Below are 15,203 nucleotides of genomic sequence, written 5' to 3'. Positions count from 1 at the left end.
GTCCTACTCCGGCCGGCTGCCGGTGAGCCGCTGCCACCGGTCGCGCGCCTCGTCCAGCTCACGGCGGGCCCGGGGGATGCGCAGGTCCGCCTTCTGACGGGCCAGCACCGCATCGAGCCGCTGCCGGGCGAGTTCCTCGCCCGCGGTGTCCGCGATCGCGTCGCGCAGGTCGGCCTCGGCCCGCGGTACCAGCGCCTGGCGGTCGGCCCTGGACGACTTGGCGTCGGTGGCGGCGTTGAACACCTCCACGACGAACGTCCGGACCTCGGCCTGGGGTACCTCCGCCAGGGGGATCGACAGCATCTGCCGGCGGCCGCTCGGCAGCGACAGGTAGAGGTGGCCCTCCGTGGGCGAGTACTCGTCACGGACCGAGACCTCGTCCAGCGGGTACTCGTCGGTGCGGCCCTCCGCCTTCACCTCCAGCGCGTGGTCGTACAGCCGGAGGCCGTCCCCGAGCGAGGACCGCAGCGCTCCCCGCCCCGGCGACCGGAGCGAGTCCAGGTGCGCCCGGGCCTCTCCGACGCGGGTCCGGTGGGCCCGAGCGGCCGCCTCGACCTCACCGCGGGCCCGGGAGCGCTCGCGGCCCGCCTCCTGCCGCAGGTCGCGAAGTCTGCCGCGGGCGGCGTCCAGGTCGCGCCGGTTCTCGGCGTACTCCGCGCCGAAGGTGTACCGCCACCCGCCGGGGTAGCGCAGCATCAGCCAGACCACCCCTCCGGCGACCGCCCCCACGACCACCAGGATCCAGCCCACCGGCCCCATCGTTCCCCTTCCCCCGGCCCCATCGGCCGCCGACGCCCACCCCGGCAGCCCCGGACCGAGCCGATGGTACGAACGGTGACCGAGCCGCGCCCGGGAATCCGCGAATTCCCCCGTCACGCCGGGTGGCTGCGCGCCCCCCGGAGCGCCGAGGCGCCCGCGGTGGGAGGCGGGCCGTTCCGGCGCTCCCTCACGCCCGTGACCCGTCCCGGGAGTCCGCGCACCGGCGGCGAGGGGAGATTTCGGGCTCTTGGTCGCGGTTTTGGACGATGTGGTTAAAGACCCGGCCAAATAAGCGAGTGACCCCTTGCCGATAATGTGATCACATGTGCAGGCACTGTGGCGTTGCGCGTCGCAGGGGAGGGACCGGTCCGCTTCACCGAGCGGGCCCCATCAACAGGAGTCGCACCATCAACACCGCCATCCGCAAGGCCGCCCGTGGGGCGATGCCCGTCGCCGTCACCGCCTCCGTGCTCGCCACCGGTCTCGCCGCCTGCGGCACCGTCGAGCAGTTGTCCGCCGCCCAGAAGGTGTCCAGGGCCTTCGACAAGGTCGGTAACGGCAAGTCGGCCGGCTTCACCCTCTCCATCGACGCCACCCCCGAGCAGGTCGCCGCGTTCGCGAAGAGCGGCGAGCACGAGCGCGGCGGCAACGGCCTGGTCGGCTCCGCCCGCGGCGACCGCGAGATGGACGAGAAGACCGCCAAGGCGATCTCCGGCCTCTCCGTCTCGGTCGCGATCTCCGCCGACAAGCCGCTCAAGGACGTCGAGGCCTTCAAGAACGCCGGCAAGGCGGACAGGAACGCCGACCTGACGCTCGACAAGTCGGTGCGCGTCTCCTACCTGCTCGCCGACCGCAACGGCACCGCGCTGCTGGAGTACCGCCAGGTCGACGCCACCGGCTACCTGCACGCCGACGCCAAGGGCCTGGTGAAGCTGGTCGGCGAGGACCCGTCCGTGGTGGACGAGATGCGCGAGGACCTGCCCGAGAAGCTGAAGCCGGTCGGGGACGTGCTGGCCGGCAAGTGGGTCTCCTTCGACCTCCAGTCGCTCGCGGACGAGGCGAAGGGGTCCGACGGCAAGAAGGCCGCCCCGAACGCCGCGCCGAGCGTCGACCCGGAGCTCGGCAAGCAGTTGCTCAACTCGATCAAGGACGTGCTCGGCCGCACCGTCACGTACGAGGACAAGGGCAAGAAGGACGGCACCGAGCACCTCTGGGTCAGCGCCCCGGCCCGGCAGCTGGTGGACGAGATGTACAAGGCCGTCAAGCCGCTGTCCGCCAAGTTCCCGAAGCAGCTGGGCACCTTCCCGGACCAGGCCCCGAGCGACGTGCCGGACCGCCGGATCGGCCTCGACCTGTACCTGAGGAACGGCGCCTTCTCCTCCGCCACCTTCGACTTCGCCCAGCTGGCCGACAAGGTCGAGCCGGGTGTCAACTTCCCGGTGAAGCTGGCCTTCGACCAGGCGGCCCCGAACGTCCAGGCCCCGGCCGACGCCGTCAAGCTGACCGACGAGCAGATGACGGACGCGGTGCTCGGTCTGGCCACTGCGGGCACCGGGGGCGACTTCGACCCCGAGGACGCGCGCACCGACCTCCCGATCGCCCCGCCGCTGACCGACGCCCAGATCAAGGAGCTCGCCGGCCTCGGCGTCACCGAGACCGAGGCGCGCGCCTTCAACCGGGCCGGCCTGACCTACGAGGACATCAAGGAGATCGCCCAGGACGGCACCCCGCCCCGGGCCTGACCCTCACCCGTGACCGGCCGACCGCACACCAGCGGTCGGCCGGTCGCGCGTTCCCGGCCCGGGCGGAGCAGGCGCCGCCTCGTACGCCCTGTACCCGACCGTGCCGAGCACCAGCGCCCCGACGACGTCATGATCGCCGTCGTCCGCCGCCGGCCGCGCCGCCGCGTGGGTACGGATACCCACCCGGCGGCGTCGGTGTACCCGGGCCGGTCGTCAGGCGTGGGCGGCGGCGCACTCCGGGTGGCCCCAGGAGCTGCCGACCTTGGTGATCTTGTCGCCCTTGGCGTACGGGCGGCTGCACGGGCAGGTGCCCGGGAAGCGGGCGTTCAGGGTGCGCGAGCCGCCGCTCCGCTTGGCCGCGCCGCCGGTTCCGGACGAGGCGGCGCGCGCCCTGGGGGCGGCCTTCGTGGCCGCGGCCGGGTCGGGGACGGGCAGGTCGGCGGCGGTGCCGGAGGCGTCCTGCTGGGTGCGGGCGGCGTCGCTGGCGGCCTTGTCGGCGATGGCGTTCAGCGGGTCGCCGTCCACCTGGTGGGCCGGCACGTACACGAAGGTGACGTCCCGGCCCTCCAGCAGGGCGTCGATCGCCTGGATCAGCTCCTGGTTGGCGACCGGCTTGCCGGCCGCCGTCTTCCAGCCGTTGCGCTTCCAGCCCTTGAGCCACTTGGTCACCGAGTCGCGGGTGTAAGTGCTGTCCAGCCGCACCTCCAGCGGGACCGCCGGGTCCGTCGAGGCCAGCAGCTGGCGCAGCGCCGTCAGCTCGCCCACGTTGTTGGTGCTGTGCCCGAGCGCGCCGGCCTGCCAGCGCTGGGGCGCCCCGGCGGCGTCCGCGACCACGTACGCCCAGCCCGCCGGACCGGGGTTGCCCTTGGCTGCTCCGTCACACGCTGCGATGACTCGTTCGACCATGCCCCGATCATGCCTGGTCGGACGGCCCGGAGCCAAAGCCGCTCAGCCGCGCAGCAGGAGCAGCAGCAGCGCCGCCGACCAGCTGAAGTTGGTCGAGCTGCGCCCCTCCCCGGTCAGCGGGTCGTAGTTCTCCCGCACCGGGCCGTCCCCGGCCAGCCCGGCGGCGGTGGCGAGCAGCCGCTCGACCGTGCGCCGGGCGTCCTGCTCCCAGCCGTACCGGCGCAGGCCCTCGACGGCGAAGTAGGTCTGGTCGAGCCAGGCCGGCCCGCGCCAGTAGCCGGCCGGGTCGAAGGAGGCCGAGCTGCGGGCCACCGTCGGGAACGGCATGGCCGTGCCGAACTCCGCCGGGTCGAGCAGCAGCCGGCGGACGGTACGGGCCTGCGCGGCGGTGGCGGTGCCCGACCAGAGCGGGATCGCGCCCTCGATGCCGCGGCCCCGGGCGGTGAGCCGGGCACCGGTGGCCAGGTCGGTGTCGTGGAACCAGCCGGTCGCCGGGTCGTACATGGTGTCGCGCACGGCGGCGTCGATCCGTTCGGCGCGGGCGCGCAGTCGCTCGGCGGTGGGCCGGTCGCCCAGTTCGGCGGCGATCAGCGCCAGGTGGCGGTGGTCGGCGGCCAGGTAGGCGTTGAGGTCGACGGAGCGCTGGTCGAGCGACCAGCCGAGCAGGGTCCCGGTCGCGTCCCGGTTGGGGAGCACGGTGGCGGCGTCGAAGCGCGGGGCGTCGTCCATGCCGGACTCCCAGGCGGCCGCCTCCCGGCAGTCCTCGGCGGTGGCGTTGGCCGGATCCACCGTGGCGCCGTACTCGCACAGGCCCTCGCCGAGGTGGTCCCGGGTGCGGTACCACCAGTCCTGGTAGGCGGTCAGTCCGGGCAGCAGCTCCCGCAGGAAGGCCCGGTCGCCGCTGCGCCGGTAGACCTCCCAGACCGCCCAGGAGGCCAGCGGGGGCTTGGAGTTGCGCTCGTTCCAGTTGCCGCCGCCGGTGCCCGGGCCGTTGTAGAAGACGCAGTCGGGGACCATTCCGGCGTCCTGCGGGCGCTCGGGCGAGCCGGTCGGGACCTGGTGGTCGAAGACCGCCCGGATCTGGTCGGCGGCCAGGCCGGGCGCGAAGGCGGCGGTGCCGACGGCCTGTTTCCAGGTGTCCCAGGCCCAGACCCCGCTGAACCACTTGTAGGAGAGCGTGGGGGTGACGGCGTCGTGCCGGATCCGCCCGGCGGGGCTGCGCCAGTTGGTGACCAGGGTCTGCACGCACTTGACGGCGGTGCGGCGGCGGGCGGCCGGGACGCCCTCGGTGGCCCGGGTCAGGTACCCGTGCCAGCGGGCGGCGCCCTCCGCCGCGATCCGGTCGGGGGCACGCAGCGCGGCGGCGGACTCCGCCGCCGCCCGGGCGTACTCGGCGCCGGTGAAGGTGTAGCTCTCGGTCCAGTCCAGGCCGCGGCTCTCCCCCGGTGCCAGCCGCAGCGGCTCGGCGAGTTCGGTGCGGTGGCCGTCGCCGTCGGCGCTCAGCACGACCCGGACGGGCCGCGCGTGGCGGACGGCGAAGCGCTCGGTGCCGTCGGTGAGGTAGTCCCAGGTCTGCCGGACCTTCGCGAAGCGCACCTCCACGCCGTGTTCGGCCGGGAGCAGTTCCGGTGCGTCGCGCTGCGGGCCGGCGGCCGGGCGCAGCAGCCGGCCGGTCCAGGCGACGGCCAGGGCCCGTACGGCCGGGCCGGTGTTGGCGAGCCGGGCGCGGAGCAGGGCGGTGCGGTTGCCGGCGAAGCGCAGTTCCAGGGTGAGGGCGAGGCCATCGCCGAGGTCGTGGGTCAGCCGCAGCAGGCCGGGCAGTGAGGTGCCGCGCGCGGGGGCGCCGGCGGTGAGGTCCAGCGGGCGGCCCCGTTCGGTGAGTTCGAGGCGGTTCAGGCCGTCGCTGAGCCACCAGGGGTACTCCTGGGCGAGGTACAGCGGGCCGGTGAAGCCGCCGGGGCGGTCGGCCGGGCCGGGCAGGGCGTAGGCGTGCCAGGCGCCGAGGTCGGCGAAGACGTTGATCGGGTTGTTGCCGCGGGCGTCGCCCGGGTAGGCCTGGGCGGGGGTGCCGCGCAGGTCGAGGACGTCGGCGTAGCGGTCGTCCGGCCTGGCGGCCTCGTCCGGTACGTCGGGGCCTTCCGGGGTGTCCGCGTGGACGGAAGGCGCGGCGGCGAGGGGGCCGGCCGCGGCGAGGGCGGCGGAGCCGGCCAGGAAGTGGCGGCGGGTCAGCGGGTTCATGCGCGCTCCTGGGCGGCGGGGAGTCGGATGACGGCGGCGCCGAGCGGCGCGAGGGTGACGGCTCCGGCGACCTCGGCACCGGTCAGCAGGTCCGTACCGGCGAGCGGGTCGCTGCCGGGCGTGCGCAGCGGGACCAGGCGCTCCTCCGGGCCGTGGTTGAGCAGGAAGAGGTAGCCGGTGCCGTCGGCGGCCTGCCGGCGGGTGGCCTCGACGCCCTCGGGCAGACCGGGCGGTTCGGCGCCCACCCCGGCCTCGACGAGTGCCAGGTCGAGCACCGGGCCGAGGTCGGCGCCGAGGTGGCAGCTGAGGTACCAGGCGCTGCCGGCGCCCAGGCGGTTGCGGGTGACGGCCGGGAGGCCCGCCAGGGCGCCGGAACCGTAGTGGGCGACGGTCTCGGCGGCCTCGGTCTCGATCCACTCGCTCCACCGTTCGGCGTTCAGGACCCTGCCGTTCGGGCCCGTGCCGTTCGGGCCCGTGCCGTTCAGGTCCCTGCCGTCCGGATCCGTGCCGTTCAGGATCACGGCGGTGGTCGCGCCGTCCGGGATCGGCCAGTGCTCGTCCACCACGATCCCGAGCAGTTCGCGCAGCGGCCCGGGGTGGCCGCCGGGGTGGATGTGGTCGTGCCGGTCGGCGATGCCGCTGAACGGGCCGCAGACCAGCCGGCCGCCGCCCCGCACGTAGGCGGTGAGCCGTTCGGCGGTGGCGGTGTCGAGCAGGTAGAGGTTGGGGGCGAGCAGCAGCGGGTGGTCGTCGAGCCCGGCGGTGGGCGGGACGAAGTCCACGGTGACGCCGCGCTCGTACAGCGCCGCGTACCAGGGGCGGAGCAGGTCCAGCCAGCGCATCCGGGCGGAGGGGTGGTCGTCCAGTTCCAGCGCCCACCAGCTGTCCCAGTCGAGCAGGACGGCGGCCCGCCCGCGCAGCCGGCTGCCGGCGACCTCGCCGAGCCGGCGCAGTTCGGCGCCGAGGCGCACGGTCTGCTGCCAGCCGCGCGAGGCGGTGCCCCGGTGCGGGAGCATCGCACTGTGGAACTTCTCGGCTCCGGCCACCGAGGCGCGCCACTGGAAGTGCAGGACGCCGTCGGCGCCGCGAGCCAGCGCCTGGAGCGACCACAGGCGGTAGCGGCCGGGGCCCTTGGGCAGGTTGACCGGACGCCAGCTGACCGCGGAGGGGGCCTGTTCCATCAGCAGCCAGGGGCGGCCGCCCTTGAGCGAGCGCATCAGGTCGTAGTTCATCGCCGCGGTGACGTGGGCGCGCGGGTCGGCCGGGTCGGGGTAGGCGTCGTCGGAGACGAAGTCCTCGTGCCGGCTCCACTCCCAGTAGTCCAGCGCCTTGAGCATCGACATGAAGTTGGTGGTGACCGGGACGCCGGGCGAGACCTCGTCCAGGACGGCCTTCTCGGCGCGGTGCAGGGCGAGCAGCGCGTCCGAGCAGAACCGGCGCCAGTCCAGCAGCTGGGTGGGGTTGACCGGGCCCGGCGCGGTGCGCGGCGGCTCGATCTGGTCGAAGGAGTTGTAGTGCTGGGACCAGAAGGCGGTGCCCCAGGAGCGGTTCAACTCCTCGACGGTGCCGTGGCGTTGTCGCAGCCAGCGGCGGAAGTCGGCGGCCGAGGCGGGGCAGAAGCACTCCTCGACGTGGTCGGCGTACTCGTTGTGGACGTGCCACAGGGCGAGCGCCGGGTGGTGGCGGTAGCGCTCGGCGAGCATCCGGGTGAGCCGGACGGCGGCCTCCCGGTAGGCGGGCGAGGAGGGACAGTAGTGCTGGCGCGAGCCGAACTCCAGCCGTACCCCGTCGGCGGTGACCGGCAGCAGCTCGGGGTGGGCGCGGACCAGCCAGGCGGGTGGCGAGGCGGTGGCGGTGGCCAGGTCGACGGCGATGCCGTGTTGGTGCACCAGGTCGAGCAGCCGGTCCAGCCAGCCGAAGTCCCAGCTGTGGGCTTCGGGTTGGAGGCGCGCCCAGGAGAAGATGCCGACGGTGACCAGGTTGACCCCGGCCTCGGCCATCAGCTTCACGTCCTCGGCCCACACCTGCTCGGGCCACTGCTCGGGGTTCCAGTCCCCGCCGTACAGCAGGCCGGGCACCCGGGTGAGACGGTCCATCGTCATCCTTTCAGGGCTCCGCCGAGCAGGCCGGCCACGAACTGCCGCTGGAAGACCAGGAAGAGCGCCATCAGCGGAAGGGTGGCGAGGAAGGAGCCGAGCATCAGGCCGGAGTAGTCGACGTGGGTCAGCCCGGTCAGCGTGTTGAGCGCGACCGGCACGGTGTACCTGTCCTCGGTGTTGAGCATCAGCAGCGGCCAGATGAAGCTGTTCCACTGGCCCATGAAGGTGAAGATCACCAGCGCACCCAACTGCGGCCGCACGCACGGCAGGACGACCCGGTAGAAGGTGCGCAGCTCGCCGGAGCCGTCGATCCGGGCGGACTCCAGCAGTTCGTCGGGGAAGTCCAGGAAGCCCTGGCGCATCAGCAGGATGCCGAAGGAGTTGGCCAGGAACGGCACGATCACGGCCTGGTAGCTGTCGATCCAGCCGAGGCTGGCCATCATCTGGAACAGCGGGACCAGCAGCACCTGGAGGGGGATCATCATGGTGGCCAGCACCAGGCCGAGCAGCAGTCCGCGGCCGCGGAAGCGGTACTTGGCCAGCCCGTAGCCGCACATCGCGGAGAGCAGCGAGCTGAGCGCGGTGTGGACGACGGCGATCCCGAGGCTGTTGAGCAGCACCCGGCCGAAGCCGATGGTCTCCTGGAGGTGCGCCAGGTTGCGCAGCAGGTGGCCGCCGGGCAGGAACGGCGGTGGGGAGTGGAACAGTTCGGAGCTGCTGTGGGTGCTGGCGATCAGCATCCAGGCGAAGGGCACCAGGCTGAGCACGGCGCCGAGGACGAGGACGGCGAGCACCGCGGCCCGGCCGAGCCGGGCGGGCAGCGGGGTGCGGGCGGCCCGGGTGGGCGGGCCGGTCGGCGGGGTGCTGGTCATCGGCGGCGTTCCCTTCCGTAGAGCCGGAACTGGAGCAGTGAGACCGCCGCGATGATCAGCACCACCACCCAGGCGATGGCGGCCGCGTAGCCGAAGTCGAGCTGCTGGAAGCCGACCTTGTAGAGGTAGACCACCGGGGTGAGCGTCGCGTCACCTGGGCCGCCGCGGGTCAGCACGTAGTTCTCGTCGAAGAGTTGGAGGGTGCCGATGGTGGAGGTGACGACGCAGAACAGCACCACCGGGCGCAGCTGCGGCAGGACGACGCCGGTGTAGGTGCGCACGGTGCCGGCGCCGTCGAGGGCGGCGGCCTCGTACTGGTCGCGGCCGATGGCGTGCAGTCCGGCCAGCAGGATGACGGCGTTGTAGCCGGTCCAGCGCCAGGTGACCGAGCCGATCAGCGAGATCCGGGCCCAGGTGGGCGAGTTGAGCCAGTCGACCGGGCCGAGGCCGAGCGCCTGGAGGAACTGGTTGGCGAGGCCGCCGTCGGTGCGCAGCAGGACCTGGAAGACCACGGCGTAGGCGACCAGGGTGGTGATCGCGGGCAGGAAGAACACCGCCCGCCAGCCGGCCCGGAAGCGCAGCCAGGACTGGTTGAGCAGGACGGCCAGCACCAGGGCGAGGCCGGTCATCACGGGCACCTGGACGGCGAGGATCATGCCGGTGTTGACCAGGGAGTGCAGGAAGGCGGGGTCGTCAAGCATCCGCCGGTACTGGTCGAGGCCGACCCAGACGTCGGCGCCGTCGCGGCGGGCGGTGAAGCTCTGGTAGAGGCTGGCGCCGAGCGGGTAGGCGAAGAAGGCGACGAAGAGCGCGGTGGTGGGCCCGGCGAAGAGCCAGGCGGCGGTGCGTGGGGAGCGTCGGCGGCGGGCGGGGGCGGCCTGGATCGAGGCCGCCGGCTTGCGCGGGGGCACCGGAGGACTGGTCATCGGGCCCGCCCCTACCCGACCGTGCGGCGGCCGGTGGCGGTGGCGATCTGGCGGGCGGCGGAGCGCAGCACGGTGCCCGGGTCGGCGCCGTTGTGCAGCACCTGGTTGACGGCGGTGGTGACGATGTCGCCGGCCTTGGAGTCGTCGGCGGTGAGCTCGACGGTGGGGATGGAGCGGGCGAGCCCGGCGAACAGCTGCATGGCGGCCTGGCCGCCGTAGTAGGGGGCGGGCTGTTGGAAGTACGGGTCGTCCAGGGCGGGGAGGTAGGCGGGGAAGAGGCCTTCGTTGCGCATCATCGAGGCCTGGTTGGCCTGGTCGGCGAGCAGGAAGGAGAGGAATCCCCATGCCGTCTCGGGGTTCCCGCTCTGCGCGGTGACGCACAGGGCGGAGCCGCCGCTGTTGGAGGTGCGGGTGCCGCCGGGGGTGAAGGCGGGGAGCGGGACGACGCCGAACTTTCCGCCGAGGTCGGCCATTTCGGCGGTGAGGGTGCCGTCCCACCAGGCGGCGGTGGGGGTGGTGGCGGCCTTGCCGTCGTGGGTGGCGGAGACCAGTCCGTCCCAGCCGTTCTCGAAGTCGACCAGGTCGCGGTCGACGAGCTGTTTGAGCAGGGTGAGCGCGCGTTCGGCCGCGGGGGTGGCGACGGCCACCTTGCCGTCGGTGAACCAGCGCTGGCCCTGCTGCTGGAGCAGCATGGCGAAGAGGCTGTCCTGCTTGGCGTCCAGGATGAGCAGCTTCCGGCCGGTGGCGGCCTTGAGGGTGGTGCCGGCGGTGAGGTAGTCGTCCCAGGTGGCGAGGGCCGCCGGGTCGATGCCGGCCTGCTGGAACAGGTCGCGGCGGTAGAACAGGGCGCACGGCCCGCTGTCCCAGGGCAGGGCGTGGACCCGGCCCTGGGCGTCCGAGACGGCGCGCCAGGAGGCCTCGGCGTACCGGGGCCGGAGGTCGGCGGCGCGGCTGGTGAGGTCGACCAGGCCGTTCGGGAAGTTGCCGGTGTAGGTGGGCAGTCGGTGGCCCTCGACGGTGAGGATGTCGGGCAGTCCGCTGCCGGCGCCGAGGCCGACGGTGATCTTGTCGTAGGCGTTGTCGTAGCCGATGTCCACGACCTCGACGGTGGTGCCGGGGTGGGCCTGTTCGAAGGCCTTGCCGAGCCGCTGCATGGCCTTGGCGGCGACGTCCCAGGACCAGATGACGACCTTCCCGGTGAGTGCGGCGCCCGGGCCGGCGGCGAGTTGCTTGGCGCCGGTGCCGCCGGCGCCGCCGGTCGCGCACCCGGCGGCGCCGCTCAACAGCAGTGCGCCGCCCGCGAGTCCGGCGGAGAGCATCCGGCGCCGCGTCGGGCCCCGGGTGAACCCTCCCTGGCCGTGGGCGAGTTGGGGATGTTTTTCGTGCCGGGTTTCTGCGGACATCTTGCCTCCCGACTGGTGAATGCCGAATGCTGTATACAGAACTCAGCATTCACAACCCCGTCAAGGCTTGTGACTGAAATCGCGGAAGGTGCCAGGATGAGCACACGCGCCCCCCGGACCCACCCGTACATCCCCAACTCCGCCCCGCAGGTGAGGAAAGCGATGCTGGCGGCGATCGGCGCCCAGGACGTCGAGGAGTTCTACGCCGACATCCCCGCCGCCCTCCGGCTGGACCGCCCGCTGCGGCTGCCCGAGCCGCTGGCCTCCGAGGCCCGACTGGTCGACCACATGGAGGAGTTGCTCGCCCGCAACACCGCCGTGCCGCCGGGCCGCAGCTTCCTCGGCGCCGGCTGCTACCGCCACCACGTACCCGCCGTGGTGGACGAGATCGTCAACCGCAGCGAGTTCCTCACCGCCTACGCGGGCGAACCGTACGAGGACCACGGCCGCTTCCAGGCGCTGTGGGAGTACCAGTCGCTGATGGCCGAGCTGCTGGCCGTCGACGTCGTCAACGTGCCGACGTACGACGGCTTCCAGGCCGCTGCGACCGCGCTGCGGATGGCCGGACGGGCCACCGGGCGGCGCCGGCTGGTGCTGGTCGGCGCGATCGACCCGGACCGGCTGTCCCGGATCCGCGACTACGTCCGGGGCGTCCACGAACTGGTGCCCGTCCCGGCCGGACCCGCCGCCGTCCGGGCCGCGCTGGAGCAGGGCGACACGGCCGCGGTCTACGCCCAACTGACCGACCACCGCGGCCGGGTGGACCGGGACCTGCCGCAGTACGTCGAACTCGCCCACCGGGCCGGGGCCCTGGCGGTGGTCCACGTCAACCCGCTCAGCCTCGGCGTGCTCACCCCGCCCGCCGAACTCGGCGCCGACCTCACCTGCGGCGACCTCCAGCCGCTCGGCATCCACCCGAGCTTCGGCGGCGGCAACGCCGGCTTCATCGGCAGCCCGGACGACGAGCGGCTGGTCGCCGAGTACCCCAGCCGGCTGTTCGGCCTCACCCCCACCGACGTCCCCGGCGAGTACGGCTTCGGCGACGTCGCGTACGAGCGCACCTCCTTCGCACTGCGCGAGGAGGGCAAGGAATGGGTCGGCACCGCCGCCGCCCTGCACGGCATCGCCGCCGGGGTCTACCTCGCGCTGATGGGACCGCACGGCATGCGCGAGATCGGCGGGACGATCCTCGCCAACACCGAGTACGCCCGCCGGCGCCTGGCCCGCGTCCCCGGCGTGGAGCTGGAGGACCCCGAGGCCGTGCACTTCGCCGACTTCACCGTCCGCTACACCGGCGAGCGCGGCGCCGCCGAGATCGCCGCGGCACTGCTCGCCCTCGGCCTGCACGGCGGCACCCCGGCCGGGCCGCACGAGGGCCGGTACTGCGTGACCGAACTGCACACCCGGACCGACATCGACCGCCTCGCCGACGCGCTTGAGGAGATCGTGAAGTGACGAACCGTCAGGAGACCACCCGGCCGGTGGACCCGCGGATCGCCGCCAAACCCGCGCTGCGCCGCTTCCACCAGGCCCGCTGGGACGAGAAGCTGGTCTTCGAGCTGGGCACCCCCGGCGAGCGCGGCGTCCTGCCCCCGCTGCCCGAGCCCGCCGTCACCGCCGCCGTCGGCGACCCGGCCGAGCGGCTGCCCGCCGCACTGCGCCGCGCCGTACCGCCCGCCCTGCCCGAACTCGGCCAGCAGCAGGTGCTCCGGCACTACCTGCGGCTCTCCCAGGAGAACCTCGGCGCCGACCTCAACGTGGACGTCGGCCAGGGCACCTGCACCATGAAGTACAGCCCCAAGGTCAACGACACCTTCGTCCGCGACCCCCGGATCGCCGCCCTGCACCCGGCCCAGGACGCCTCCACCGTCCAGGGCGTGCTCGAACTCGTCCACCGGCTGGAGCAGTCGCTCAAGGAGATCTCCGGCATGGACCGGGTCAGCCTCCAGCCCGGCGCGGGCTCGGCGGCGATCTGGACGAACGTCTCGGTGATCCGCGCGTACCACGCCGCGCGCGGCGAGCCGGAACAGCGCGACGAGGTCATCACCACCGCCTTCTCCCACCCCTCCAACGCCGCCTGCGCCAGGACCGCCGGCTACCGGGTGATCACCCTGCACCCGGACGCCGACGGCTACCCCGACATCGAGGCGCTGCGCGCCGCCGTCGGCCCGCGCACCGCCGCCCTCCTGATCACCAACCCCGAGGACACCGGCATCTACAACCCCCGGATCGCCGAGTTCGTCCGGATCGTCCACGAGGCCGGCGGCCTGTGCGCCTACGACCAGGCCAACGCCAACGGCATCCTCGGCATCACCCGGGCCCGCGAGGCCGGCTTCGACCTGTGCCACTTCAACCTGCACAAGACCTTCTCCACCCCGCACGCCTGCGGCGGCCCGGCGGCCGGCGCCTGCGGCGTCACCGCCGAGCTGGCGCCCCACCTGCCGCGCCCCACCGTCGAGTTCGACGGCGAACGGTACTACCTGGACGACGACCGGCCGGACTCGGTCGGCAAGATCCGCCCCTACCTGGGCGTCGTGCCGAACCTGGTGCGCGCCTACGCCTGGATCGCCGCCCTGGGCGCCGAGGGGCTGCGCGCGGCCGCCGAGACCGCCGTGCTCAACAACAACTACCTGCTGCACCGGGTGCGGCGGATCCGCGGCGTCTCCGTCCCGTACGCCGAGGGCCGCCCCCGGGTCGAGCAGGTCCGCTACAGCTGGCAGCGGCTCAACGAGGACACCGGCCTGCACAGCGAGGACCTCGGCTACCGCGCCGCCGACTTCGGCACCCACTACTGGACCAGCCACCACCCGTACGTCGTCCCCGAGCCGATGACCCTGGAGCCCACCGAGTCCTACTCCCGGGCCGACCTGGACGAGTACGCGGCGATCCTGGCCGAGGTCGCCCGAGAGGCGTACGAGGACCCGGAGACCGTCCGCACCGCGCCGCACAACTCCACCGTGCACCGGATCCGGCCCGAACCGCTGGACGACCCGGCGGTCTGGGCGGTCAGCTGGCGCGCCTACCGCCGCAAGGTCCTGGGCGAGCGGCCGTGACGTCCGCCCCGGGCGCCCGGATCGGGCTCGTGGTCAACCCGGTCGCCGGGCTCGGCGGCCGGGTCGGCCTCAAGGGCAGCGACGGCGCCGACGTCCAGCGGCGGGCCCTGGAACTCGGGGCCGACCCGCAGGCCGTCGCCCGGGCCGCGCTGACGCTCCGCGACCTGCCCGGCGTGGAGCTGATCACCGCCGACGGCCCGATGGGCGCCGACGCCGCCCGGGCGGCCGGACGGCCCGCGCGGGTCGTCCACCGGCCCGCCGGGGCGGCGACCACCGCCGCCGACACCCGGGCGGCGGTGCGCGCCCTGGTCGCGGCCGGCGCCGGACTGCTGCTGTTCTGCGGCGGCGACGGCACCGCCCGCGACGTACTGGAGGCGCTCGGGCCCGAACCCCGCCTGCCGGTGCTGGGCATCCCGGCCGGGGTCAAGATGCACTCCGCGGTGTTCGCCGTCCACCCCCGGGCCGCCGCCGAGGTCGCGGCGGCCTGGGCGGCCGGCCGGGGCGTGCGCCTGGCGGCCGCCGAGGTGGTCGACCGGGACGAGGCCGCGCTGCGGGCCGGCCTGGTCTCCGCCCGGCTGTACGGCCGGCTAACCGTCCCGGTGCTGCCCACCCGGGTGCAGCAGCGCAAGACCGGCAGCTCCGGGCCCGACCCGGGGACGCCGGCCGGCCTCGCCGCCGAGGTCGCCGAACGGGTCGGCCCCGGCGGGCTGCTGGTCCTCGGGCCCGGCAGCACCACCCACGCGGTGGCCACCGCGCTCGGCGCGCCGGACACCAGCCTGACCGGCGTCGACCTGCTGCGGCTCGGCCCCGCCGGCGCCCCGCGGACGCGTGTCCGACGCCAGGCCCTCGGCCCCGGGCACGCCGACGGCCTCGCCACCGCCGCCCGGGTGCTGATCCGCGACGCCCGGGCGGACCAGCTGCGCTCCCTGCCCACCACCCCCTTCATCGCCCTCTCCCCGATCGGCGGCCAGGGCTTCCTGCTCGGCCGCGGCAACCAGCAGCTCAGCCCCGAACTGCTGCGCGCCACGGGCCGGGAGAGGCTGCTGGTGCTCGCCACCGAGGCGAAGCTCGCCGCCCTGGCGGGGCGCCCGCTGCTGCTGGACACCGGCGACCCCGACCTGGACGACGCCCTCGCCGGCCACATCCGGGTGATCACCGGCCGCCGCTCCGGCGCCGTCTACCGCCTCTCCGCCTGACCCTCCCCC

Annotated in this window: 11 protein-coding genes; 4 read left to right on the top strand and 7 right to left on the bottom strand. The window is 74.1% G+C overall.

Annotated elements, in window-relative coordinates:
* Positions 1-3 precede the first annotated feature (3 nt).
* Positions 4-750, bottom strand: a complete 747-nt coding sequence (locus tag ACZ7RU_RS32335; protein WP_470344532.1) for a hypothetical protein — start codon at positions 748-750, stop codon at positions 4-6.
* Positions 751-1,202: 452 nt separating this feature from the next.
* Between ACZ7RU_RS32335 and ACZ7RU_RS32330 the strand changes: the two genes are divergently transcribed.
* Positions 1,203-2,501, top strand: coding sequence for a hypothetical protein (locus ACZ7RU_RS32330; RefSeq protein ID WP_470344531.1), 1,299 nt, complete (start codon positions 1,203-1,205; stop codon positions 2,499-2,501).
* A 213-nt stretch (positions 2,502-2,714) separates the two neighbouring features.
* On the opposite strand, the gene ACZ7RU_RS32325 is transcribed toward ACZ7RU_RS32330, so the two are convergent.
* From ACZ7RU_RS32325 to ACZ7RU_RS32300, 6 genes are read right to left on the bottom strand one after another with little or no spacing between them, the layout of a single operon-like run.
* Positions 2,715-3,407, bottom strand: a complete 693-nt coding sequence (locus ACZ7RU_RS32325; RefSeq protein WP_470344530.1) for a ribonuclease H family protein — start codon at positions 3,405-3,407, stop codon at positions 2,715-2,717.
* 42 nt (positions 3,408-3,449) lie between these two features.
* Positions 3,450-5,645, bottom strand: coding sequence for an MGH1-like glycoside hydrolase domain-containing protein (locus ACZ7RU_RS32320; RefSeq protein WP_470344529.1), 2,196 nt, complete (start codon positions 5,643-5,645; stop codon positions 3,450-3,452).
* A complete protein-coding gene (locus ACZ7RU_RS32315; RefSeq protein WP_470344528.1) occupies positions 5,642-7,747 on the bottom strand; it encodes a beta-galactosidase in 2,106 nt (701 codons plus the stop codon). The genes ACZ7RU_RS32320 and ACZ7RU_RS32315 overlap by 4 nt, the downstream gene beginning before the upstream one ends.
* A complete protein-coding gene (locus tag ACZ7RU_RS32310; protein ID WP_470344527.1) occupies positions 7,744-8,616 on the bottom strand; it encodes a carbohydrate ABC transporter permease in 873 nt (290 codons plus the stop codon). The genes ACZ7RU_RS32315 and ACZ7RU_RS32310 overlap by 4 nt, the downstream gene beginning before the upstream one ends.
* A complete protein-coding gene (locus ACZ7RU_RS32305; RefSeq protein ID WP_470344526.1) occupies positions 8,613-9,542 on the bottom strand; it encodes a carbohydrate ABC transporter permease in 930 nt (309 codons plus the stop codon). Before ACZ7RU_RS32305 ends, ACZ7RU_RS32310 begins: the two co-directional genes overlap by 4 nt.
* Before the next feature lie 11 nt (positions 9,543-9,553).
* The gene (locus ACZ7RU_RS32300; protein ID WP_470344525.1) at positions 9,554-10,945 is read right to left on the bottom strand and encodes an ABC transporter substrate-binding protein; all 1,392 of its coding nucleotides are present in this window, start codon (positions 10,943-10,945) and stop codon (positions 9,554-9,556) included.
* A gap of 96 nt (positions 10,946-11,041) precedes the next feature.
* Between ACZ7RU_RS32300 and gcvPA the strand changes: the two genes are divergently transcribed.
* From gcvPA to ACZ7RU_RS32285, 3 genes are read left to right on the top strand one after another with little or no spacing between them, the layout of a single operon-like run.
* The gene (gene gcvPA / locus ACZ7RU_RS32295) at positions 11,042-12,400 is read left to right on the top strand and encodes an aminomethyl-transferring glycine dehydrogenase subunit GcvPA (RefSeq protein WP_470344524.1); all 1,359 of its coding nucleotides are present in this window, start codon (positions 11,042-11,044) and stop codon (positions 12,398-12,400) included.
* Positions 12,397-13,998 carry an aminomethyl-transferring glycine dehydrogenase subunit GcvPB gene (gene gcvPB, locus ACZ7RU_RS32290; protein WP_470344523.1) on the top strand — a complete coding sequence of 534 codons (1,602 nt, stop codon included), beginning with the start codon at positions 12,397-12,399 and terminating at the stop codon, positions 13,996-13,998. The genes gcvPA and gcvPB overlap by 4 nt, the downstream gene beginning before the upstream one ends.
* Complete coding sequence (locus tag ACZ7RU_RS32285; protein ID WP_470344522.1) at positions 13,995-15,194, top strand: ATP-NAD kinase family protein; 1,200 nt, start codon at positions 13,995-13,997, stop codon at positions 15,192-15,194. The genes gcvPB and ACZ7RU_RS32285 overlap by 4 nt, the downstream gene beginning before the upstream one ends.
* The last annotated feature ends 9 nt before the right edge of the window (positions 15,195-15,203 follow it).

It is taken from the genome of Kitasatospora sp. NPDC114501, from assembly GCF_055633695.1.
Note: the sequence above shows the minus strand (reverse complement) of the source record. Positions and strands in the feature narration are given on the sequence as shown.

What these genes read in the sequence shown, in the direction of transcription:
- ACZ7RU_RS32330 (WP_470344531.1), top strand. Translation starts at nt 1,203, where the DNA reads ATGCCCGTCGCCGTCACCGCCTCCGTGCTCGCCACCGGTCTCGCCGCC.
- ACZ7RU_RS32325 (WP_470344530.1), bottom strand. Translation starts at nt 3,407, where the DNA reads ATGGTCGAACGAGTCATCGCAGCGTGTGACGGAGCAGCCAAGGGCAAC.
- ACZ7RU_RS32320 (WP_470344529.1), bottom strand. Translation starts at nt 5,645, where the DNA reads ATGAACCCGCTGACCCGCCGCCACTTCCTGGCCGGCTCCGCCGCCCTC.
- ACZ7RU_RS32315 (WP_470344528.1), bottom strand. Translation starts at nt 7,747, where the DNA reads ATGACGATGGACCGTCTCACCCGGGTGCCCGGCCTGCTGTACGGCGGG.
- ACZ7RU_RS32310 (WP_470344527.1), bottom strand. Translation starts at nt 8,616, where the DNA reads ATGACCAGCACCCCGCCGACCGGCCCGCCCACCCGGGCCGCCCGCACC.
- ACZ7RU_RS32305 (WP_470344526.1), bottom strand. Translation starts at nt 9,542, where the DNA reads ATGACCAGTCCTCCGGTGCCCCCGCGCAAGCCGGCGGCCTCGATCCAG.
- ACZ7RU_RS32300 (WP_470344525.1), bottom strand. Translation starts at nt 10,945, where the DNA reads ATGTCCGCAGAAACCCGGCACGAAAAACATCCCCAACTCGCCCACGGC.
- gcvPA (WP_470344524.1), top strand. Translation starts at nt 11,042, where the DNA reads ATGAGCACACGCGCCCCCCGGACCCACCCGTACATCCCCAACTCCGCC.